The organism is Nocardiopsis suaedae (assembly GCF_027706745.1).
In the GTDB taxonomy this organism is placed as follows: Bacteria; Actinomycetota; Actinomycetes; order Streptosporangiales; family Streptosporangiaceae; genus Nocardiopsis_A; species Nocardiopsis_A suaedae.
This window is the reverse complement of sequence record NZ_JAQFWP010000055.1, coordinates 1-21,350: the sequence shown is the minus strand read 5'-3', so window position 1 is coordinate 21,350 and position 21,350 is coordinate 1. Positions and strand designations below refer to the sequence as shown.

The window sequence follows — 21,350 nt, the reverse complement described above, 5'->3', positions numbered from 1 at the left end:
CCCCTGTTGGGGCAGGAGTCTAAGTTCCTACCGAGTGGTAGGGAAGCGCTCGGTGACGACGGATTGCGCGGATGATCCTGTCGTGGAAGGAAAGTGCTGATCAGTCGGGTGGCCCCGCGTCGATCTCGGGGGAATGGACGCTGAAACCGCCTCTGTAGGGGCGTTTCTCCCGAGATCAACGCGGGGGAGGGAGGTCAGTCGGCCCGGCCGTGTCCGTGGCCGCGCCCGGGGACGGGCCGGCGCAGCTCGCGCATCGCCCGGTAGCTCCGCTCGGCGTTGCCCAGGGAGTCCACCGGGTGCGGCGGCACCGCCGAGTCCGGCGCGTTGTCCTGCTCCCACAGTGTGTGCGGGCACCCCCGCACCCGGGAGAAGAACTCGGCGTAGGGCAGGTCGCCCGCCCCGAACTCGATGATGTCGTAGCCCAGCGGGTTGTCCGGGTTCTCGTCCCCGTCCTTCACGTGGAACAGCGGGTACCGCTCGGGGTGCGCCAGCACGTACTCCACCGGCTCGAAGCCCGGGTACACGTGCTGCCCCACGAACGCCCAGTACACGTCCATCTCCAGGTACACCAGCGCCGGGTCGGTGTTCTCCAGGAACACGTCGTAGAGCCGCGTCTGCGGCTCGTCGTCGGCGAAGGCGAACTCCCAGTGGTGGTTGTGCTGGAAGAAGCCGATGCCCCGGTCCGCCGCGAGCGCGCCGATCCGGTTGAACTCCTCGGCGGCGGCCCGGTACCCGGCCACCGTCGTGTCGTCCGTCGGCGCGCTGGCCGTGCCCGCGTAGGGCACCCCGAGGACCTCGGCGCTGTCCAGCTCCCGCTCGGGGTCGTCCATCCAGGCGTCCAGCCCGACGTGCGTCCCGGCCGCGCGCAGCCCGTTCTCGTCGAGCAGCCTGCGGATCTCCTCCACCGTGATGGGGCCGACCCCCGGCTGGGTGTACCCGGCCAGCTCCACCTCGGCGTAGCCCATGCGGGACAGCTCCTCGAAGACCCGGGCGAACCCGAGCTCGGCCACCTTGTCGCGGATGCTGTACAGCTGGATGCCGATCCTGCCCTTGGGGAAGACGCGCCCGCCTCCCGCGGCGCCCGCAGGGGACGCGCCCATCACCGTCCCGGCCCCGACGGCGACGGTGCCCGCCGCCACGGTGCCGAGGAAGCCTCGTCTGTCGAACTCGATCCGTGCCATGTCCGCTCCCGGTCTCGGTCGCGTAGGGGGAAGGGGGGTCGGGGCGGGGCGCCCTCCGGGGCGCCCCGCCGGAACGGATGAGGGTCAGGGGGTCCGGCGCGGACTACCCGTCGGCGCGCAGGGCGTCGGCGGCGCCGAGCAGCAGCTCCCGCGCCTCCTCGTCCTCGACCTTCTCCGCCTGCTTGGCGAACTGGTCGAGCGCCTTGTCGGCCTGCTCGTGCCGGTCCTCGCCCATGTGCCTTTCGGCGTTGTCGAGGTGGTCGTGCAGGGACCGCGCCCGGTCCTCGCCGATGACGCCGTCCTCCAGGTAGCCGTCGACCAGCGCCCGGGCGCCCTCGAAGGTCGAGGGCGGCTCCGGTCCGCCGTCACCGCCGCCCCCGCCGGGGTCGGCCGCGCCCGGGCCGGTGAACTGCAGGTAGTTCAGGTCGAGCAGGTCCTCCCCCTCGCCCGTGAACACCAGGTACAGCTCCACCGGGCGGCCCGGGTCGGTGAACTCCACCGGCACGTCGGTCCAGGAGTCCCACCCGCCGGTGGGCTCCACCTCCGCCGTCCCGACGAGCTCCCCGTCCGGGGCGTCGGTCCGCAGCTCCACGGTGCCCCCGGCGCCGCCGGAGGCCGCCCGCAGCGACAGCGACTCCACCCCGGCCAGGCTCACCGGCGCGTAGGACACGTGGTCCCCGTCGTCGATGCCGGTCAGGTGCTCCAAGCCGCCCTCGGGGTCGGTGGTCTCCTCGGTGGAGACCCCCTCCGCGGACGCGGTGTACTGCGCCTGCTTGCGCTTGGGCTGCAGGAGCGTGTCCGTGCGCCCGGGCAGCGGGTTCACCTTCCCGTCCGCGCCGCCGGAGTCGGTGTACTCGGCGGCGATGACGTAGAACAGGTTCGCCTCGGCCCCGTGCCCGTCGTCGGCCATCGTGGCGATGTCGGCCTCGCACCCCTGCACCCGGTCCACCAGGTGGGCGTGCTCGTCGTGGCCGAGCGAGGCGGTGATGGTCACGTCGGCGCAGTCGATACCGCCGTCCTCGGTCGACCCGTCCTCGGCGTCGGTCACCGACACCTCCACCGGCACCGTGTCGCCGAATTCGAAGACCGACCCGTCCGGAGGCGTGGAGATCTCCACCTCCGGCGCGGTGTTGCCCACCGACACCGGCACGTTGGCCATGGCCGTGCGCCCCTGGGAGTCGGTGGCCGTGAGCTGGGCGACGTAGTCGCCCACCTCGGTGTAGGTGTGCGTCGGGTTCGCCTCCTCCGAGGTGGCCCCGTCACCGAAGTCCCAGCTCAGCGTCACCTCCTCGTCGGGGTCGGGGTGGCCGGTGCCCTCGGAGGAGAACTGCACCTCCAGCGGCGCGGGCCCGTCGTCCGGCTCGCCGGACGCCACCGCCTCCGGGTACTGCTCGCCGCCGGTGTAGTCGATCCGGTACAGGCCGGCGTCGCCGCCGGTGCCGAAGCCCGCGCCCCACTCCAGCAGGTACAGCGAGCCGTCCGGGCCGTACTCCATGTCCATCGGGTAGTCGAACCCGGTCTCGGGCAGGAAGGAGCCGATGTCCAGCACGCCGCCCTCGTCGTCGAGGGAGACCTCCTTCAGGTAGTAGCGCCCCCACTCGTAGAACATGGGCTTGCCGTCCATGGAGGCGGGGAACTTGGTGGGCGACTCCAGCTCCGGGTCGTAGTGGTAGACCGGGCCGGCCATCGGGGCGGCGGGCCCCTCGCCCAGCTCGGGCCACTCCTCGGACGGGCCGTACCCGTAGTGGAAGCCGGGCGCCACCGACGGCGGCAGGTCCGTCAGGCCGGTGTTGTTGGGCGAGTCGTTGACGGGGGCGCCGCAGTCGAACGCCTCCCCGGACTCGCCGGTGGCGAAGTCGTAGTCGATGTAGGGCTCGTTCGGGCCGTGGCAGTAGGGCCACCCGAAGTTCCCGGGCTCCTCGATGGACATCCACTCGACCAGGCCCTCCGGGCCGCGGCCGGGGTCGCCCTCGGCGGCGTCGGGGCCGTAGTCGGCCATCATGACGTTGCCGGTCTCGGGGTCGACGGAGAACCGGAAGGGGTTCCGGAAGCCCATCGCGTAGATCTCGGGCCGCGCCAGGTCCGGGTCGTAGGCGCCGTCCGGGAACAGGTCGTCCCACCGGCCGCCGTTGAACAGGTTGTCCTCGGGCACGGAGTAGGTGCCGTCGTCCTGCGGGACGATGCGCAGCAGCTTGCCGCGCAGGTCGGCGCTGTTGGCGGCGGTGCGCTGGGCGTCGAAGGCCTCGCGCCCCTCGCGCTCGTCGATGGGCGAGTAGCCGTCCGAGGCGAAGGGGTTGGTGTCGTCCCCGACGCCGATGTACAGCTCGCCGTCCGGGCCGAACTCCAGCGCCCCGCCGGTGTGCCCCGGCTCGTTGGTGCGCGAGGCGGGGACCTCCATGAGCACCTTCTCCGAGTCCGGGTCGAGCGTGCCGCCCGCCTCCTCGGTGAGGGTGAACCGGGAGACCCTGTTGACCTGGTTCTCCGGTGCGGTGTCGTCGTCGGACGCCGGCGCGTAGTACAGGTAGATCCACCCGTTCTCGGCGAAGCCCGGGTCCAGGGCCATGCCCACGAGCCCGTCCTCGCCGCCGGTGTAGGTATCCAGCTTCCCGGTGGTGCGGGTGCGGTTGGTGGCCGGGTCGAAGACCTTCACCTCGCCCTGGCGCTGCACGTAGAACACGCGGCCGTCGTCGGCCACGTCCAGCTCCAGCGGGTCGTAGGCGTCCCCGTCGAGGGTGACCTTCTCGTAGTTGTCCCACACCGTGCCGCCGCACTCGGACTCCACCGCCCCGGCGGCGCTGCGCACCCCGCCCAGCAGGTGGTCGATGAACTCCGGCTCGCTGTAGGCCTCCTTGGGGTGGCCCATGGCCGTGGCCCACACCGGGGCGCCGTCCACGTCCCGGCACCAGGAGACGGGGTGGTCGTGCCCCATCGCATCGGGGCCCGGGTCGTAGGTGGTCTCGTCGGCCGTGACCAGCACGTGGGCGTCGCCGCGCACGCTCTCGTCGAAGTTGTACCACTCCTCCTCGCGCTCCCAGACGGCCGGAAGGCCCCGGGTGGAGGGGTGCGACCGGTCGGCGACCTTCGCCGTCCCGGGAAGCACCCCCGGGGAGTGGCTGGGCATGTGGGCGCCGGCGTTGACGTGGTCGTCCCACCAGGCGAACTCGCCCTCGATGTTCATGTCGGTGGCGTTGTGGATCGCGGCGATGCCGCCCCCGCCGGCCACGTAGTCCTGCACGGCCTGGCGCTGGGCGTCGTCCTCCCACACCATGCCCGAGGTCTGGAACATGATGACCACGTCGAAGCGGGCGAGGTCCTCGGAGTTGAAGACGGAGGAGTCCTCGGTGTGCTCAAGGCCGAAGTGCTCCTCCTCGGCCAGGCGCTCGAACAGGGCGATCCCCGACGGGATCGAGTCGTGCCGGTATCCGGCGGTCTTGGTGAACAGCAGGGCGTTGAACTCCTCGTGCTGCGCCTCGGCGTCGGCGGCCGCGGGGGCGGCCGCCAGGCCGAGGGCGAGCAGCAGCGAGGAGAGCACGGCGCCGAGTCTTCGGAGGCGCCGGTTGCGTGCGCTCATGGAGAGTCCTCACCGGTCGTGTGTCCAGGGTCCGTGGAGACGGGCAAGGGTCGTCCGTGCGGCGTGCCGGCGCCGACGGGGCGGCCGGGTGCGGCGCGGGGCCGCGTCCCGGCCGGGGGGAGGTCCCGTTCAGGGGTGCTCGGTCGGGGTGCTCGTCGTCGAGCTCACTGCTGGGGTGCGGATGCGCTCCTCCCGTCGTCGGGTGCGGGGGCGGGGCGGCCCTCCTGCGCGGCGCGCAGGAAGGCCAGCCCGTCGCGGGCCAGGGTGTCCTGGTCCGGGGCGAGGGGGCGCCACACCGAGGCGGCGGTGGCGATGGCGTCGTTGTCGGCGGTGAACGACTCGACCACCAGCGGCCCGGTGTACCCGGCGCCGTCCAGGGCGCCGAGGATCGCGGGCCAGTCCAGGTGGTCGCGGCCGGGGGAGCCCCGGTCGTTGCCGCACACCTGCACGTGGGCGATGCGCCCCGCGGCGGCGCCGATCGCCGCCGCGGGGTCGGTCTCCTCGATGTTCATGTGGTAGGTGTCCAGCGCCAGGCCGCAGTGCCCGGCGGGCAGCGCCGCCACCGCCTGCAGCCCCTGCGCCACGGTGTTGACCAGGCTGGTCTCGTAGCGGTTCAGCGGCTCCAGGGCGACCTTCACCCCGGCCGCGGCGGCGTGCTCGGCGACGGGGCCCAGCGCGTCGGCCAGCTCGGCGAACCGCGCCTCGCGCTCCCCGGGGGCCATCCGCCAGGTGCGGCCCACCGAGGCGTAGGCCGGGCCGGCGATCACCGGGGAGCCGACCTCGGCCGCCGCGTCCGCGGTGCGGCGCAGGTGGTCCTGGGTGGCGGCGACGGTGGCCGCGTCGGCGGCCACCAGCTCCCGGCCCGGCCCCATCACCAGGCACACCGTCGCCGCCAGCCCCAGCCCGTCCAGCAGCCGCGCGGCGCGGGCGGGGTCCCAGTCCCCCGGCCGCTCCACCGGCAGCTCCAGGGTGTCGAACCCCCACCCGGCGACGCGCGGGGCGATCCGCTCCAGCTCCGCGTCGGTCAGCGGGGAGGTCCACACCCACGTGCTGACGCCCAGGGCCCACCGCATCAGCGGTCCTGCCAGGCCTCGGGGAACCCGGGCAGGTCCTCGCCGCCGAACTTGGCGTAGTGCAGGCTCGGCATGTCGGCGTTGCGCTCCAGGTAGTCGTCCAGCTCGTCCTCGGTGATCGGCTCCTGCGGCAGCACCCACTCCTCGGGGACCTCCTCGCCGTCGAGGATCATCGAGGCGGCCAGCACCGGGGTGCGCCACTGGAAGTTGGAGTAGACGGGCGCCAGCGCGGTCAGGTCCTCCTCCTGCCACTTGCGCATGAAGCTCAGCTCGTCCTCCCCGGAGATCACCGGGTAGGGCTGCCCGGCGTCCTCGAACGCCTCCAGCCCGGCCACCGCGCCGTCACCGGCGTCCATCCAGATGCCGTCGACGTCGCCGCGCTGCAGGTGCTGGGTGACCAGGTCCTTGATGGTGGCGCCGTCGCCCTCGGTGAACTCGTGGCCGATCACCTCCAGGTCGCTCTCGCCGAACACCTGCTGGGCGGCGGCCCACCGGTGCTCCAGCACGTCCACCCCGGGCAGGATGCGCAGCGCCAGCACCCGCGACCCCGGTTCCAGCTCCTCGACCAGGAACTCGGCGGCGTCGGCCCCGTAGGCGTAGCCGCCGATGGGGTGGATGAAGGTGACGTGGCAGTCGGTGTTCACCCCGCGGTCGAAGACGATGACCGGGGCGCCGCTCTCGCAGGCCGCCTCCACGGCCGGGGTGAGCGTGGCGGTCGTGGAGGGGGAGATGATGATGGCGTCGCAGTCCCCGGAGTCCACGAACGTCTGGATGTCGGAGATCTGCTGGTTGTCGTCGTCGGCGGCGTCGGAGACGCGGAACTCGCCGATGTCGCCGCTCTCCTGCAGCACCTCCACCTGCTGCTGCATGGTGATCCACCCGGTCACCCGCCACGGGTTGGACACCGAGGCGTTGGAGAAGCACACCGTGGGGTCCTCGCGGTCCTCCCCCTCCAGCGCGTACTGGGAGGTGTCCACGTAGGACGGGTCGATCGCCTGGAGCCAGGGCTCGTCGGCGGGCCCCTCGGGCTCCATGTCGCGCTGGGCGAGCTGGGTCTCGTACTCCTCGGCGTCGAACCAGTCGCCGCTGGGACTGGTCTGGCCCTCCTCGCCGGGGCCGTCGGTCGGGGTGTCGGTGGTGCACGCGGTGAGCGCGAGGCTCAGCGCGGCGCCGGCGGCCAGCAGGACGCGGGTTCGGCGCATCGGTCAGACCTCCTCGCGGGGGGACTTCTCCGGGCCGCCGGCGGCCGCCGGCGCCCGGGGGGATCTGCGGGACCGCTCGCGGGCGGCGTAGGCCACCGCGGCGATGATGATGAGGCCCTGGACGGCCGGCTGGATCGTTGAGGGCAGGTAGAGCTGGTTGAACAGGGTGAACAGCGCCTCGACCGCCAAGGCCCCGCCGATCGCGGCCAGCACGGTGCCGCGCCCGCCGCCCAGCACCACGCCGCCGAGCACCACCGCGGTGATGGCCGAGAACTCCAGGCCCTCGCCGACCTGGGCGGTGACCCCGGCGAAGCCGCCGATGAGCACCGCCGCCAGGGTGGCCAGCACGCTGGAGCCGACGAAGGCCAGGGTGCGCACCCGCCACACCCGGGCGCCGGAGAAGGAGGCGGCGGTGGCGTTGTCGCCCACGGCCGTCAGGGTGCGCCCGTAGGGCGAGCGCATCAGCGCGACGGCCGCCGCGCCCGCCGCCGCCGCGATCACCACCGCCCAGGGGACGCCGCCGATGAACGGCAGCACGACGGCGTCGCCGCGCCCGGCCACCCGGAAGGCCTCGGACAGCGCGCCGGTGGGGGCGCCGCCGGTCCACAGCCGGACCGCGCCGTAGAGCACCAGCATCATGCCCAGCGTCGCGATGATCGAGGGCACCTTCAGCACCGTGGTGACCAGGCCGTTGACCAGGCCCACGGCCGCGCCGAAGGCGAGCATGAGCAGCAGGACCGGCAGCGTCATCGGCTCCTGGCCGTCGATCAGCCGGGCGGCCACCACCACCTGCGCGCCGACCAGGGAGCCCACCGACAGGTCCAGCTCGCCGGAGACGATCACCAGGTACTGGCCCACGGCCAGCACCACCAGCGGGGCGGCCTGCTGGGCGAAGGCCAGCAGCGACGGGGGCCGGGCGAAGCCCGGGTTGATCGCGAAGATCACCGCGAACACCAGCACCAGCAGGGCGAACACGGTCCCGCCGCCGCCCCCGGCCAGGGCGGCCCCGGCCCGCCGGAGCGCGCCGGAGGCGCCGGCCGCGGGGGTGTCGGTCGCGGTCATGGCCGTCCTCCTCTCCGAGCGGCGGCCTCCGGCGGCCGGGGCGGCCGCAGGAGGGGGACACGCGACGGCGCCGGGAACCGCGGCGGCGTGGCGGCCCGGTCCACCTGGCGGCGGGCGTACAGCGCCACGGCGGCGATGACGATGGCGCCGCGCAGCACGTCCTTGAAGAACGGGTCGACGCCCAGCACGTTGAAGACGGTGTCGAGGGTGGCCAGGATGAGCACCCCGGCGACGGTCCCGCCGACCCCGCCGCGCCCGCCCAGCAGATAGGTGCCGCCGAGTACCACGGCGGCGATGGACTCCAGCTCGTAGCCGGAGGAGTAGACCAGGGTGCTGCCGGTGCCGAACCGGGAGGCGATGAGCAGCCCGGCCAGCCCGGCGGTGACCGAGCACAGCACGTGCGCGGCGAGCAGCGGCCGGTCCGCCCGCACCCCGGACATGCGCGCCACCTCGGCGTCGCCGCCCACCGCGTACATGTGCACGCCGGTGCGGGTGCGCCGCAGGAACACCACGGCCAGCACGGCCACGGCGGCCATCACCGCGAACGACAGGGGCACCACGCCGATGCGGGTGTAGCCGAAGAGCTGGAACTCGGCGGGCACCTCCCCGGCCGGGCCCTTGTACCGGGTGTCCAGGTAGCCCTTGATGATCAGGCCCATGCCCAGGGTGGTGATGAAGGCGTTGACCCCCAGCCGGGTCACGATCAGCCCGTTGGCCAGGCCGATGAGCCCGGCCACCACGACGACGGCGGCCACGCCCAGCCAGATGCGGGAGGTCTGCCCGGCCATCGCGGTGGCGGCGACCACGCTGGACAGCGCCATCACATAGCCCACCGACAGGTCCAGCGAACGGCACAGGATGACCAGCGTCTGCCCGATCGCCACGAACCCCAGCAGGCTGGAGCGGGTCAGCAGGTCCACCGTGTTGGCGGTGGTGAACAGGTCCTGCCCGCGCGCGGCGGCCAGCGCCGCGCCGGCCGCCAGGATGGCCGCCAGCGCCACGTAGACCAGCCCGGTCGTGCCCAGGCGCAGGCTCACGGCGCCACCTCCCCGCCGGACGCGGCCGGGGCGCCGCCCACGGCCAGTTCCATCACGGCCTCCTCCGACGCGCCGCCGGGAAGCTCCCCGGCGATGCGCCCGTCCCGCAGCACCAGCACGCGGTCGGCCAGGCCGAGCACCTCGGGCAGCTCCGAGGAGATGAGCACGATCGCCGCGCCCTCCGCGGCCAGCCGCCGCACCAGCGTGTACACGGCGTGCTTGGCGCCCACGTCGATGCCGCGGGTGGGCTCGTCGAGCACCACCACCGAGGGGTCGGTGGCCAGCCACTTGGCGAGGACCACCTTCTGCTGGTTGCCCCCGGACAGGAACCGCACCTCCTGCGACGGGGAGCGGGCCGCCAGCTCCAGGGAGGAGAAGATGCCGGGCAGGCGGCCCGAGCGCGCGCGGGAGCCGCGGGGCGTCACCGCGTCCAGGACCAGGCGCCCGTTGTCCAGGACCGACCGGTGCAGGGCCAGGCCCTGGGTCTTGCGGTCCTCGCTGACGAGGGCGACGCCCGAGCGCACCGCCCGGCGGGGCGAGCGCAGCACCGCCCGCTCGCCGTCGATGCGCAGCTCGCCCCGGGTGAACCGGTCGATGCCGAACAGGGCGTGCGCGAGTTCGGTGCGCCCGCTGCCCTGCAGGCCCGCCAGCCCGACGATCTCGCCGGAGCGCACCCGCAGGTCGATGCCGTCCAGCCGCTCGTTGCCGCCTCCCGACACCTCCAGGCGGACCCCGCCCGCCTCGGTCCCCGCGACCTTCTCGGGGAAGACCGCGCTCACCGGGCGGCCGACCATCATGCGGATGAGGTCGGCGCCGGTGGTGTCGGCGGTGTCCACGGTGGCGACCTCGGCGCCGTCCTTGAGCACGGTGATGCGGTCGGACAGGTCGAAGATCTCCTTGAGGCGGTGCGACACGTAGAGGACCGCGACCCCGCGCTCCTTGAGCCGGCGCACCAGCCCGTACAGCAGCTCGACCTCGGCCCCGGCCAGCGCCGCCGTGGGCTCGTCCATGGAGACGATGCGCGCGTTCTGCGACATCGCCTTGACGACCTCCACGATCTGCTGCTCGGCCACGGACAGGGACCGCACGGGCGCGTGCGGGGAGATGGCGGTCAGCCCCAGGTCCTCCAGCAGGTGCTCGGTCTCGGCGGCCATCGCGCGCGCGTCCACACCGGCGCGCAGCCCGCGCCCGCGCGGTTCGCGGCCGAGGAAGACGTTCTCGGCCACGGTGCGCTCGGGCAGCAGGTTGAACTCCTGGAAGACGGTGGCCACCCCGGCCTCGCGCGCGCCGACCGGGTGGGTGAAGTCGACCCGCCCGCCGTCGAGCTCGACCGTCCCGGCGTCCGCCCGGTGCACCCCGGCCAGGATCTTCATCAGCGTCGACTTCCCGGCGCCGTTCTCCCCGACCAGGGCGTGCACCTCGCCCGCGCGCACCTGCAGGTCGATGTCCCGCAGCACCGGGACCCCGAGGAAGGACTTGCCCACGCCGCTCATGCGCAGCAGCGGCCCCTGCGGCCCGCCGTTCACCGGGCGACCTCCTCCCAGCCCCCGGAGCGGGCCGAGGCCAGCACCGCGTCGGCGATCCGGGCGGCCCGCAGGCCGTCGGCGAAGACCGGCAGCCCGTCCGGGGCGGTGCCGGTGGCGACCGCCTCGGCGGTGTCGGCGACGAAGGCGTCGAAGCACTCCTGGTAGCCCTGCGGGTGCCCGGCGGGCACCCGGGCCAGCCGGGCCGCGTCGGGGGAGAGCACCTCGGGGGCGCGCATCAGCACCTCGTTGCGGTCGCGCCCGCCCTTCCACAGCAGCTCGGGCTGCTCCTGGTCGAAGGCCAGGGTGTGCTCGGAGCCGGAGACCTCCAGGTGCAGCCGGTTCTTCCGGCCGGCCGAGACCTGGCTGACCACGCCGGTGCCGATCACCCCGGCCGCGGTGCGGAACTGCAGCACCACCAGGTCCTCGGTGGCGACGGGGGCGCCCTCGCCGGGGCCGCGGCGGGGCAGCGTGGTGGTGGTCTGCGCGCTGACCGCGGTGATCCGGTCGCCCAGGACGAACTCCAGCAGGTCGCAGAAGTGCGAGCCGATGTCGCCGAAGGCGCGGGTGGGGCCGCCCAGGGCGGGGTCGACCCGCCAGTTGTCGTCGTCGGGGCGCAGCAGCCAGTCCTGCAGGTAGCCGCCGTGGGCCAGGTGCACCCGCCCCACCGCCCCGGCGGCGACCTGGGCGCGGGCCTCGCGCACCATCGGGTGGAAGCGGTAGACGAAGGGGACGGAGGCCACCCGTGTGCCGTCGCTCTTGGCGGCGTCCGCGGCGGCGGCCATCCGGGCGGCCACGGCGGCGTCGGTGGCCAGGGGCTTCTCGCAGACCACGTGGCGGCCGGCGTCCAGCGCGGCCAGGGTCAGGGGGGCGTGCAGGTGGTTGGGGGTGCACACGTGCACCACGTCGACCTCGTCGTCCTCGATCAGGGAGGCGGCGTCGTCGAACGCCCGCTCGGCCCCCAGGGGGCCGGCCGCGGCGCGGGCGCGCTCGGGGGTGGAGGCCGCGACGCCCACCACGCGGCCGCCCCCGGCCCGGATCGCGCGGGAGTGCACCCGCCCCATGAACCCGGCGCCGACGACGGCGGCCCGGTAGCCGCCTCCTGTGACCTGACTCACTCGCATAAGAGGACGGTAAGCGGTACTTCTGTCGATGGTCAAGCATAAGTTGCCGAATCCGGCCGAAATAGTCCGGGGGCCGCACGGCCTTAGTCCCGTGTGCTTCACTGGTCGTGTGACAGAAGACGCGCTGACGAAGACGGGGGACCGGCGCGCCGACGCCGGGTCCCCGCCCGCCCCGCCCGGCGCAGGCACCCTGCTGCGCCTCCTCCGCGACGGCCGCCCCCGCACCCGGGCGGAGCTGGCGGCGGTCACCGGGTTAGCGCGCTCGACGGTCACCCAGCGGGTCGACGCCCTGCTGGCCGGAGGGCTCATCGGCCCCGCGGGCGAGGCCGCCTCCACCGGCGGGCGGCCCCCCACCACCTTCGTCTTCGACCCCGGGGCGCGGGTGGTGCTCGCCGCCGACCTGGGCGCCACCTACACCCGGCTGGCCCTGACCGACCTCGCCGGGCGGGTCCTCGCCGACACCTTCGCCGACATCGAGATCGCCCGCGGCCCGGCCGAGGTGCTGGGCTGGGTGGCCGAGCACGGGCACGCCCTGCTCGCCCAGGCCGGGCGCGTCCCGGAGGAGCTGCTGGGCACCGGAATCGGGCTGCCCGGCCCGGTCGCGCACGACACCGGGCGCGCGGTGAGCCCGCCGATCATGCCCGGCTGGGACGGGTTCGACGTGCCCGGGTTCGTCGGGGAGCTGCTGCCCGGGGCGGTGCTGGTCGACAACGACGTCAACATCATGGCGGTGGGCGAGCACTTCGCCCGCTGGAGCCGGGCTCGGCACCTGCTGTTCGTCAAGGTCGCCACCGGCATCGGCTGCGGCATCATCGCCGACGGCGCCGTGTACCGGGGGGCCAAGGGCGCCGCCGGGGACATGGGGCACATCCAGGTGCCGCACGGGGCCGATGTGCCCTGCCGGTGCGGCAACACCGGCTGCCTGGAGGCCGTGGCCAGCGGGTCGGCGATCGCCGCGGCCCTGGCCGGGCGGGGCATCGAGGCGCACGGCGCGCTGGACGTGGTGGACCTGGCCCGCGGCGGCAGCCTGCCCGTGCTGCGCGCGCTGCGCCAGGCCGGGCGGGACATCGGCGAGGTGCTGGCGGCCTCGGTGAACATGCTCAACCCGTCGATCATCGTGATCGGCGGGTCGCTCTCCCAGGCCGGCGACCACCTGCTCGCCGGTGTGCGCGAGGTGATCTACCAGCGCTCGCTGCCGCTGGCCACCGAGGACCTGAGCATCGTGTCGTCACAGGTGGGCGAGCGGGCCGGGGTGATCGGGGCGGCGGTGATGGTGATCGAGCACGGCCTGGCCCCGCAGCGCGTCGACGCGCTGCTGGCGGGCTGAGCCCGCCTGCGGCCCAGGCCCGGTCAGTCCCGGTCGGGCCGCGTGCGGGCCTCGGGGTCGTACGAGCGGTGGCGGCCGTCGTAGCGGCGGCGCGGCTGCTCGGAGAAGGCGTCGCGGTAGCCGCTCTCGTACTCGTCGGCCCCGTAGTCCGTTTCGGGAAGCGCCCCCTCGCCGTGCAGCCGCGGGCGTCCCGACCGCCGCCGGAAGGCGCTGGCGCCCACGCTGGACAGCAGCGAGACGATGGCGATGCCGCACACGGCGTTGATCAGGCCGGTGGCGATCTGGCTGGCCAGGGTCGCGCCCTGGGTGAACGGGGTGACCGCCGCCACGATGGTGGCCAGGCCCACGATCCAGCCGAAGAACGTCATCGGGCGCGGTGCGCTCAGCATGAGCAGGTGCAGCAGCGCGGTGGCGATGAGCGCCGCGATGGCGGCCGTGGCCGCGTACACGCCGGTGGTGGCGTCGCCCAGGTACCCGGCCTCCTCCGGGGCGAGCACCGGGATCCCGAAGACGCCCCGCACGATGAGCGTGCCCACGAGGATGACCAGCCCGGCGACGACGGCGGTGGCCAGACCGCCGGACCAGAGGCGGGAGACGTTGATGCTGCGGACGTTGTCGATTCCGCTCATTGCCGAACCCCCCGATACGGCGCCGAACTCGGTCAGGGCTCCCATACCCGCAGGCCACCATCGAAAACACCGGGGGGTGGCCGGTCGTGACGCTCCGTCGTTGCCACAGGGGGTGCGGGGGCGCACGGAACCCGCGGGAAGGCCGGGGCGGCCCCGTGCGCCGTCCCGTCCTACGCGGGGGAGGGGCCCTGGACCAGATAGAGGATCCAGGTGTCCTTCGACTGGTGGTCGCATTCGTAGCCGATGGTCCAGTCGTCGGACTTCACCGCGGCCCGGCCGGCCATGTCGCAGCCGATGGCCGTGCCGTAGTGGCCGGCCAGGATCGTCTCGGCGGCGGCGGGTCCGGCGGCCAGCAGGGCGCCGGTGAGCGCGCCGCCGACGGCGAGGGAGGCCGCGGCGGTGCGGGCGATGGCGCGTCTCAATTCATCCTCCGTGGAGTCGGGAATGCGGTCTGATTCCGACGATCCTGGAGGAACTCGACGAAAAGCACCATACTTTTCGATCGAGGTCGAAAACGGGTGGTCGGGCGGCGGATGCGAGGAGGAGCGCCTTCTTTTCGGCTTCCTCCTCGCGCCCCCGCCCGGACGGGGGCCAGCCGGCCGGGCCCGGGTCAGCGGATCTGCACCCACGCGCGGTCGATCCGGACCGCGCACGAGATGTGGCTGCGGTCGGTCTTCCCGTTGACCCACCGGCCGTAGCGGTTGACCGACCCGCAGTCGGCGACCACGCGCACCTGCGTGGCGTCGTTCCCGGACCAGGACTTGCAGGCCGAGTAGGCGCCCAGGCCGCCGTTGCTGATCGCCGAGCACAGGATCCCGGCGTCGGCGGCGGGGGCCGCGGCCCCCATGGTGCCGAAGGCGCCGAGCGTCAGTGCGGCGGCGGAGGCGGTGCTGATCACCTTGCTCTTGAGGTTCTTCACGCGGTCCCTTCTCTGTCTGTGGGGGAGACCCGGGGGATCGGGGATCAGGGGAGGGAGAGGCCGGGGAGCGGCCGGAGTCGGAGGGGAAGAAGGGGCCACGACTCCTTTTTCTCCCTCCCCGGTCATGCGCCTGAGAACCTAGGGGGCGGGGCCTTAGAGCCCTCTGAGAAAGGCGTCCGCGAGGGAGCCGACCTCCGAATAGCCGGGGGCCTGCGGGTGGGCGCCCTTCCCCGAGGCGGCGGCCCGTGCGGTTTCCACAGCACTGTGGACGGCCGCGCGGAACAGCAGCGAACCGGTGCTCACCCGGGCCGCGCCCGCCCGGGCCAGCCCGCCCAGAGCGCTCGGGTCGCGCGGGGCGAGCACGTTCAGCGGCAGCGGGACGGCGCGCGCCAGCCGCGCGATGGTCGCCTCGTCGGTCAGCCCCGGAACGAAGATGCCGTCGGCACCGGCGTCACGGTACGCGCGGGCGCGCTCGAAGGCCGCGTCGACACGCTCCTGCTCCCCCGGCGGCTCGGACAGCCACCAGGTGTCGGTCCGGGCGTTGAGGAAGAGCGAGGGAGCGGCGTCCTTCACGGCCCGCAGGAGTGCGCACTGCTCCTCGATCCCGGCCAGGGCGCCGCCGCGCCCGTCCTCCAGGTTGACCCCCGCGATCCCGAAGGACGCCAGTTCCGCCGCCAGGGCGCCGACCTCGTCCGGCCGCCCGCCGAATCCGGACTCGATGTCCACCGTCACCGGCACGTCGAGGCGCGCCAGCCCCCGGGCGAGGGCGAGGGTCTCGTCCCTGGTGTCCCCGGCCGCGTCCGGCTTCCCCGCGGCGGAGGCGACGCCCAGGCTGGTCGTCCCGATCGCCGGAAAGCCCGCGCGCGCGAGCGCCGCGGCCGAGGCGTGGTCCCAGGCGTTCGGGAGGACGAACGGCTCCCCGGGCCTGTGCAGGGACCGGAAGGTGTCAGCGTGACCGTGCATGGAGGACTCCCGTCGCCATGGCGAGTGCGTGGTCGGAACCGGGGCAGGGCCGCTCACCGGCCCCGAAGGACAGAGGCGGCGGCTCGCCGGGGGCGCCGTCCTCCCCGGAGAAGCGCTGGGGAGCGAACCGGTCCGGTGCCCTATAGACGTCCGGGTCGCGATTGGCGGCCGCGAGGTCGAGCACCACCAGGGCGCCCTGAGGGACCGGAACGCCGTCGACATGCGTGTCGGCGACGGCGGTCCGCTTCATGACGGGGGCGGGAGGGGACAGCCGCAGGGATTCCGTCAGCAGGGCCCACGTGTCGTGCCCGCCCGTCCCGCCGCTCGGGGCGCCCTCGCGGTCGAGCGCCGTACGGATCAGCCCCGCCGTCGCGTCGCACGTCTGGACGAGCAGGCACACCCGCTGGGCCGCCTCCTCAGGAGCGGCATCGGGAAGCAGCCGCACCAGGGTGCGCACGCCCTCGTCCGCCCGGTCCTCCCGTCCCTCCTCGGTGCCCGGGAAGTACGCGGCGGCGACGTCCCGCACCGCCGCCACGGCTTCCGGGACCCCGGCTTCGGGAACCCCCATGGCGGCGGAGAGGACGGCGACGGGGACGTAGGGCGCCTGGTCGGGTTCGGCCGAGCGCGCGCGGGCCCCGGCGGCCTCCCGCAGCTCGGACAGGGCCGGGCCGCACAGGAGTGCCGAGGCGAGCGCCCGGCGCCGCCGATGGCCGTCCCCGGTGCTGAACCGGGTGGCGCGCTCGCGCAGCCAGGCGAGCGACGGGGCGGAGGCGGTGCCCTCAGGGGGCTCCGGGGGAGCGGGCACCACGAAGCCGGAGTCGCTCAGGACCGCGCGGACCCCGGCGTAGTGCTCGACGCGGATGGTGGTCGTCATGGCGGTGACCGTAGACGCGGAACGTTTCGGCGGCCGCCGAAACGTGCGCCGGTTAGCGTGGAGTGTGCTCACCACGACACACCCCACCACTTCGCAGGGCACCGAGCCCGACCTCGCCGCCCTGGCGTCCCTCCTCGCGGACCGGACCAGGGCGTCCTTCTGCACGGCCCTCCTGGACGGGCGGGCCTGGACGGCGGGGGAACTCGCCCGGCACGCGGGCGTCGCCCCCTCCACCGCCAGCGAGCACCTGACCTCCCTGGTCGGCGCCGGGCTGCTGGTCGAAGTGCGGCAGGGGCGACACCGGTACCTGCGGCTGGCCTCGCGCGAGACCGCCGAGCTGATCGAGGCCATGTCGGCGGCGGCGCCCAAGGCCGCGCCGCCGCGCGGGCTCAAGGCGGTGCACCGGTCGAACGCCCTCGCGCGCGGGCGCACCTGCTACGACCACCTCGCAGGAGCACTGGGAGTGGCCGTCACCGAGGCCGTGACCGGGCAGGGCTGGATCGACTGGGAAGACGGCCCGTCACTGACGGCGTCGGGCCGCACCGGCCTGGCCGCCCTCGGCGCGGAGATCCCCGCCCGGACACGGCGCCCCCTCGTCCGGTCGTGCCTGGACTGGACCGAACGGCGCCCGCACGTCGCCGGGGCGGTCGGGGCGGCGCTGTGCTCGCGTGCGCTGGAGGCGGGGTGGCTCGTGCGCCTCGGGGGTACAGGGGGCGGGCGCGCCGTGGGGGTCACGGCCGAAGGGCGTGCCGTCCTCGCCGGGACGCTGGGCGTGCCCGACGAGGACCTGGAGTCAGCAGGCGCATGACACCCCGGCGGGGGCGACCAGCGGGTCGGCCGCACGCCGGTCCGTTCCCTCGGCGGTCTCGGCGGGGAACCCCTCGCGGGCCCAGTACTCGAAGCCGCCGATCATCTCCTTGACGCGGTAGCCGAGCCGCGCGAAGGCGAGCGCGCCCCGGGCGCCCCCGTCGCACGCGGGGCTCCAGCAGTAGACGACCACCGGGGTGTCCCGGTCGATGAGGCCGGGGGCGAGGCCGGCCGCCCGGGCGTAGGGGATGTGCACCGCGCCGGGGACGTGCCCGTGGTCCCAGGCCTCCCGGTTGCGCACGTCCACCACGGTGAAGCCCGGGTCGCCGTCGGCCGCCAACGCGGCGTGCACGTCGCTCGGGTCGGTGTACAGGGACAGGCGGGCGGCGAAATGGGCCTCGGCCACGGCGGGGTCGGCGGCGGAGGTGCGCAGAACGGGGTTGTCGGTGGCCGGTGCGGAGGCCGGTGCGGCGGCGGTGTTCGTCATGCTGAATACGCTATGGCTCTGTGACCTGCGCAGACCAGGTCCATTCCACGGTGTTGGGGCGCACCCGCCGTGAAAGGCGCGGTATTCATGACCCATGACCGTTGAATCGTTGGACGCCACCGATCTGCGCCTGTTGGAGGCGCTCCAGGCCGACGGGCGGGCCGGGTACGCCGAACTCGCGCGGGCCGTGTCGATGTCCCCGAGCGCCGTCGCCGAGCGGGTGCGGCGCCTGGAGGCGTCCGGGGTCGTCTCCGGGTACCGGGCGGTGGTGGACCCCGAGCGGGTCGGGCTTCCAGTGATGGCGTTCGTCCGCCTGCGGTACCCGACCAACAACTACCGGCCCTGCCACGAGCTGATCGACAAGACGCCGGAGATCGCCGAGGCGCACCACGTGACGGGGGAGGAGTGCTTCATCCTCAAGGTGCGCACCCGGTCGATGCGCCACCTTGAGGAGGTCGTCGGCCGCATCGCGAGCCTGGGGCCCGTGACGACCAACGTGGTGTTCTCCAGCCCGCTGGAGGGGCGGCCGCCCACGGACGCACTCCCCCGTTGATCTCGGGAAAAGCGACGCTGAATCCGCGCCGGTAGGGTCGTTTCTCCCGAGATCAACGCCGGAGGAGCCGGGCCACCGCCCCCGACTCCAGGGCCGTCCACACGGCCCCGTCCTCGCCCACGGTGATGCCGTGGGGCTCCGAACCCGGCGTCGGCAGGTCGTATTCGGTGACCTTCCCGTCGCCGTCGATGGAACCGAGCCGGTTCGCGCCCCACTCGGTGAACCAGTACCTCCCGTCCGGGGAGGGGGCGATGGCGTGCGGCCGGGACGCCCGGTCGGGCAAGGGGAACTCCGCCACCTCGCCGCCGGGGGTGATCCGGCCGATGGCCCCGGTGCCGATCTCGGCGAACCACACGTTCCCGTCCGGGCCGGAGGCGATCCCGACCGGGGCGGCGTCGTCGGTGGGCAGCGGGTGGACCGTCACCTCCCCGTCCAGGGAGAGCCGTCCGATCGCATTGCCCTGGTTGAGCGTGAACCACAGGGCGCCGTCGGGACCGGCGGTGATGGCGGAGGGGAACCCGCCCTGCACCGGCAGGCCGACATGGGTGACCGTGCCGTCAGGGGCCGCGCGCCCGATCCGGTCGGTGTTCATCTCGGTGAACCAGACGGCGCCGTCCGGACCGGTGCAGATGCCGTAGGGGCCGCAGTCCGGAGTGGAACCGGGGAGGTCCGTGAGCTCCCCGTCCGCGGTGAGGCGCCCGATGCGGTGGTCGCCGAACCGGGTGAACCACAGGGCCCCGTCGGCGCCCTCGGTGATGACCGTGGGGCGGCAACCGTCGGGCCCGGCGGGGTGGAGGACCACGGCGCCGTCGGGGCTCAGGCGCGCGACCTCGGCGGAGCCGACCAGCGTCACCCACAGGGCGCCGCCCGGCCCGCGCGTGATCCCGTACGGCCCCGCTCCGGGGGCGCCGACCGGGAACTCCTCCACGGCCGGGCGATCAGAGTTCGTCATCGTGCTCCGCTCTCGGTGGATCTGGACGGGGACCGTCCTGATCACTACACCTGTTGGGCCCCGTCGGCCACTCCTTTTCGCGGAGCTTCGGAGCTTCGGAGCACCGGGGCGCCGGGGCGCCGGGGCGCCGCCGACCGTCCCGGGGTCAGGCGGAGAGGTCGGCGGGCAGCAGCGCCGCCAGGCGTTCGGGGTCGGAGATGATGTCGAAGTGGCGCACCGTGCCGCCGCTGATCGTGTACGAGGTCAGGGCCCTGGGCTTCCCACCGGTCATGTCCAGGATCCCCGCCGCGCCGTTGACCAGCACCGGGACCGCCTCGATCGGGCCGAACGCACGGTGGAACCCGATCGCCTGGCGGGTGACGCGGTCGGCGCCGCGGATGACCCGCAGCGGGTGCACGCCGTCGTCGTTGCGCAGCTCCAGGTCCGGGGCGAGCATGCTCAGCAGGGCGTCGGCGTCGCCGCCGCGCGCGGCGCTGAGGAACGCGTCGACCGCCCGGCGCTGCGCCACCGGGTCGGGGTCGGGCTCCACCGAGGAGTCCTTCACCCGGCGGCGCCCCCGGCTCGCGAGCTGGCGCGTGGCCGCGACGGAGCGCTCGACCACGGGGGCGATCTCCTCGAACGGCACGGCGAACATGTCGTGCAGGACGAACGCCAGCCGCTCGGCGGGGGCGAGCTGCTGGAGGACGACCAGCATCGCGTAGCCCACCGTGTCGGCCAGCTCGGCCTGCTGCTCGGGGCCGACGGGCTCGGCGGTGACGACGGGGTCGGGGAGGCGCTCGGGCAGGAGCGGGTCCTCGCGGCGGGAGGTGCGCGAGCGGAGCATGTCGAGGCAGATGCGGCCGACCACGGTGGTGAGCCACGCGGCCAGGTCGTCGATGGACGCGTCGTCGGTGCGGGTGAGGCGCAGCCACGCCTCCTGGACCGCGTCCTCGGCCTCGGAGAGGGAGCCCAGCATCCGGTAGGCGACGGAGTTGAGCCGGGTGCGGTGCAGCTCGAAGCGTTCCGCGAGAAGATCTTGGTGGTCCACTGTCACACCTCACGGTCGGCGTCCGTCTTCATGGGCGACGGAGGAAACACCCCGCCTCCGCGGCGGGGCACCCCATGAGGAGAACAGATGGACATGCGCTTCGCCGACCCCATGAAGGCCATGCCGGGCATGTACGAGGCTATCCAGCCGATCCTGAAGGTCATCCACCAGGGCGGCGTTCCCCGGAAGACGCTGGAGCTGGTGCACCTGCGGGGCAGCCAGATCAACGGGTGCAGCTTCTGCGTGAACATGGGGGTCGAGCAGCTTAAGCAGCAGGGCGAGACCGATGAGCGGCTGGCGACGGTGGCGGCGTGGGCGGAGGCCCCGTACTTCACCGAGGCCGAGCGCGCGGCGCTGGAGCTGGCCGAGGTGGCGACGCGGCTGGCCGACCACAGCGGCCAGGCGGTCCCCGACGAGGTCTGGAACGCGGCCGCGAAGCACTACGACGAGCGGCAGCTCGGGTCGCTGGTGCTGATGATCGGGCTGACCAACTTCTTCAACAGGGTCAACGCCACGGTGCAGATCCCGGCCGGAACCCCGATGCCGGCCTGAGCGAGCCTGAGTCCGCCTGAGCCCGGGGAACCCCGCGGGGGCCACCGGGTCCGGGCCGAGAGGACGGCGGCCGGGACCCGGTGAAAGGGACGAACGGCGGCGGTGGGTACGGGAAGCCACCGCCGCCGTTCTTGCGCCGTGATCGGATTTCCGGCCACCTGGGACGCATTGACGGTGGAGGGGCGTGGGCTCAGGGAGTGACCCCACCGCCCGTTGCTTGTGGCCGCTGCTGCTTGGTGGGCCCACCCCTACCAAGGTGCGCGGTGGTGCAGGTCGGTGCGCCCCACGCGGTCCGGGTAGGCGGGCGGCTCGGCAGGTACCCCGCTGACGGGCTCCGGCCGGGTGGGCGGTGCGGCTCGGCAGGTACCCCGCTGACGGGCCTTGGCCGTCCGGCGGGTGGGCGGAGCGTCAGGAAAGGGCGGCGACGACAAAGGTCGGCGGCTCTACCTGCAGCGCTGTCGGCCGCACGGCGTGTGCGGGGTCGCGG

At 74.0% G+C, this 21,350-nt stretch carries 20 protein-coding genes; 4 read left to right on the top strand and 16 right to left on the bottom strand.

The annotated features are described in order from the left end of the window. Positions 1 to 194: 194 nt before the first annotated feature. The 8 genes from O4U47_RS23315 to O4U47_RS23280 all read right to left on the bottom strand — a co-directional run bounded on the left by O4U47_RS23315 (position 195) and on the right by O4U47_RS23280 (position 11,713). Positions 195 to 1,181, bottom strand: a complete 987-nt coding sequence (locus O4U47_RS23315) for a sugar phosphate isomerase/epimerase family protein (RefSeq protein ID WP_270680086.1) — start codon at positions 1,179 to 1,181, stop codon at positions 195 to 197. Positions 1,182 to 1,284: 103 nt separating this feature from the next. Further along, a complete protein-coding gene (locus O4U47_RS23310) occupies positions 1,285 to 4,752 on the bottom strand; it encodes a ThuA domain-containing protein (RefSeq protein ID WP_270680085.1) in 3,468 nt (1,155 codons plus the stop codon). A 164-nt stretch (positions 4,753 to 4,916) separates the two neighbouring features. Further along, on the bottom strand, positions 4,917 to 5,825 hold the full coding sequence (locus tag O4U47_RS23305; protein WP_270680084.1) for a sugar phosphate isomerase/epimerase family protein: 909 nt from the start codon (positions 5,823 to 5,825) through the stop codon (positions 4,917 to 4,919). Beyond that, the gene (locus O4U47_RS23300) at positions 5,825 to 7,027 is read right to left on the bottom strand and encodes a substrate-binding domain-containing protein (RefSeq protein ID WP_270680083.1); all 1,203 of its coding nucleotides are present in this window, start codon (positions 7,025 to 7,027) and stop codon (positions 5,825 to 5,827) included. Before O4U47_RS23300 ends, O4U47_RS23305 begins: the two co-directional genes overlap by 1 nt. Positions 7,028 to 7,030: 3 nt before the next feature. Beyond that, entirely contained in the window at positions 7,031 to 8,089 is a 1,059-nt protein-coding gene (locus tag O4U47_RS23295; protein ID WP_270680082.1) for an ABC transporter permease, read from the bottom strand. Then, positions 8,086 to 9,126 carry an ABC transporter permease gene (locus tag O4U47_RS23290; protein ID WP_270680081.1) on the bottom strand — a complete coding sequence of 347 codons (1,041 nt, stop codon included), beginning with the start codon at positions 9,124 to 9,126 and terminating at the stop codon, positions 8,086 to 8,088. The genes O4U47_RS23295 and O4U47_RS23290 overlap by 4 nt, the downstream gene beginning before the upstream one ends. Beyond that, positions 9,123 to 10,619, bottom strand: a complete 1,497-nt coding sequence (locus tag O4U47_RS23285) for a sugar ABC transporter ATP-binding protein (RefSeq protein ID WP_270680108.1) — start codon at positions 10,617 to 10,619, stop codon at positions 9,123 to 9,125. The genes O4U47_RS23290 and O4U47_RS23285 overlap by 4 nt, the downstream gene beginning before the upstream one ends. Positions 10,620 to 10,648: 29 nt before the next feature. After that, positions 10,649 to 11,713 carry a Gfo/Idh/MocA family protein gene (locus O4U47_RS23280; RefSeq protein WP_408639019.1) on the bottom strand — a complete coding sequence of 355 codons (1,065 nt, stop codon included), beginning with the start codon at positions 11,711 to 11,713 and terminating at the stop codon, positions 10,649 to 10,651. Between the two features lie 169 nt (positions 11,714 to 11,882). Here O4U47_RS23280 and O4U47_RS23275 point away from each other — a divergent pair, with 169 nt between their 5' ends. Further along, positions 11,883 to 13,100, top strand: coding sequence for an ROK family transcriptional regulator (locus O4U47_RS23275; protein WP_270680079.1), 1,218 nt, complete (start codon positions 11,883 to 11,885; stop codon positions 13,098 to 13,100). 23 nt (positions 13,101 to 13,123) lie between these two features. On the opposite strand, the gene O4U47_RS23270 is transcribed toward O4U47_RS23275, so the two are convergent. The 5 genes from O4U47_RS23270 to O4U47_RS23250 all read right to left on the bottom strand — a co-directional run bounded on the left by O4U47_RS23270 (position 13,124) and on the right by O4U47_RS23250 (position 16,485). Further along, on the bottom strand, positions 13,124 to 13,729 hold the full coding sequence (locus tag O4U47_RS23270; RefSeq protein WP_270680078.1) for a DUF6069 family protein: 606 nt from the start codon (positions 13,727 to 13,729) through the stop codon (positions 13,124 to 13,126). A gap of 170 nt (positions 13,730 to 13,899) precedes the next feature. After that, a complete protein-coding gene (locus tag O4U47_RS23265) occupies positions 13,900 to 14,151 on the bottom strand; it encodes a hypothetical protein (RefSeq protein WP_270680077.1) in 252 nt (83 codons plus the stop codon). A gap of 188 nt (positions 14,152 to 14,339) precedes the next feature. After that, complete coding sequence (locus O4U47_RS23260; RefSeq protein ID WP_270680076.1) at positions 14,340 to 14,648, bottom strand: hypothetical protein; 309 nt, start codon at positions 14,646 to 14,648, stop codon at positions 14,340 to 14,342. A gap of 153 nt (positions 14,649 to 14,801) precedes the next feature. Then, complete coding sequence (locus tag O4U47_RS23255; RefSeq protein ID WP_270680075.1) at positions 14,802 to 15,611, bottom strand: isocitrate lyase/PEP mutase family protein; 810 nt, start codon at positions 15,609 to 15,611, stop codon at positions 14,802 to 14,804. Further along, complete coding sequence (locus O4U47_RS23250) at positions 15,595 to 16,485, bottom strand: cytochrome P450 (RefSeq protein WP_270680074.1); 891 nt, start codon at positions 16,483 to 16,485, stop codon at positions 15,595 to 15,597. Before O4U47_RS23250 ends, O4U47_RS23255 begins: the two co-directional genes overlap by 17 nt. A 64-nt stretch (positions 16,486 to 16,549) precedes the next feature. On the opposite strand from O4U47_RS23250, the gene O4U47_RS23245 reads away from it, so the two are divergent. Beyond that, on the top strand, positions 16,550 to 17,293 hold the full coding sequence (locus O4U47_RS23245; RefSeq protein ID WP_270680073.1) for a winged helix-turn-helix domain-containing protein: 744 nt from the start codon (positions 16,550 to 16,552) through the stop codon (positions 17,291 to 17,293). Here O4U47_RS23245 and O4U47_RS23240 read toward each other — a convergent pair. Next, positions 17,279 to 17,779: a rhodanese-like domain-containing protein gene (locus tag O4U47_RS23240; RefSeq protein ID WP_270680072.1), complete on the bottom strand. Its 501-nt coding sequence runs from the start codon at positions 17,777 to 17,779 to the stop codon at positions 17,279 to 17,281. The two genes, O4U47_RS23245 and O4U47_RS23240, sit on opposite strands and share 15 nt — an antisense overlap. Positions 17,780 to 17,873: 94 nt before the next feature. On the opposite strand from O4U47_RS23240, the gene O4U47_RS23235 reads away from it, so the two are divergent. Beyond that, complete coding sequence (locus O4U47_RS23235; RefSeq protein WP_270680071.1) at positions 17,874 to 18,332, top strand: Lrp/AsnC family transcriptional regulator; 459 nt, start codon at positions 17,874 to 17,876, stop codon at positions 18,330 to 18,332. A gap of 52 nt (positions 18,333 to 18,384) precedes the next feature. Here the strand turns inward: O4U47_RS23235 and O4U47_RS23230 are convergent, their stop codons facing one another. Then, the gene (locus tag O4U47_RS23230; RefSeq protein WP_270680070.1) at positions 18,385 to 19,284 is read right to left on the bottom strand and encodes a Vgb family protein; all 900 of its coding nucleotides are present in this window, start codon (positions 19,282 to 19,284) and stop codon (positions 18,385 to 18,387) included. 145 nt (positions 19,285 to 19,429) lie between these two features. Then, positions 19,430 to 20,311, bottom strand: a complete 882-nt coding sequence (locus O4U47_RS23225) for a sigma-70 family RNA polymerase sigma factor (protein WP_270680069.1) — start codon at positions 20,309 to 20,311, stop codon at positions 19,430 to 19,432. Positions 20,312 to 20,398: 87 nt separating this feature from the next. Between O4U47_RS23225 and O4U47_RS23220 the strand changes: the two genes are divergently transcribed. After that, entirely contained in the window at positions 20,399 to 20,863 is a 465-nt protein-coding gene (locus tag O4U47_RS23220; RefSeq protein WP_270680068.1) for a carboxymuconolactone decarboxylase family protein, read from the top strand. Positions 20,864 to 21,350 lie beyond the last annotated feature (487 nt).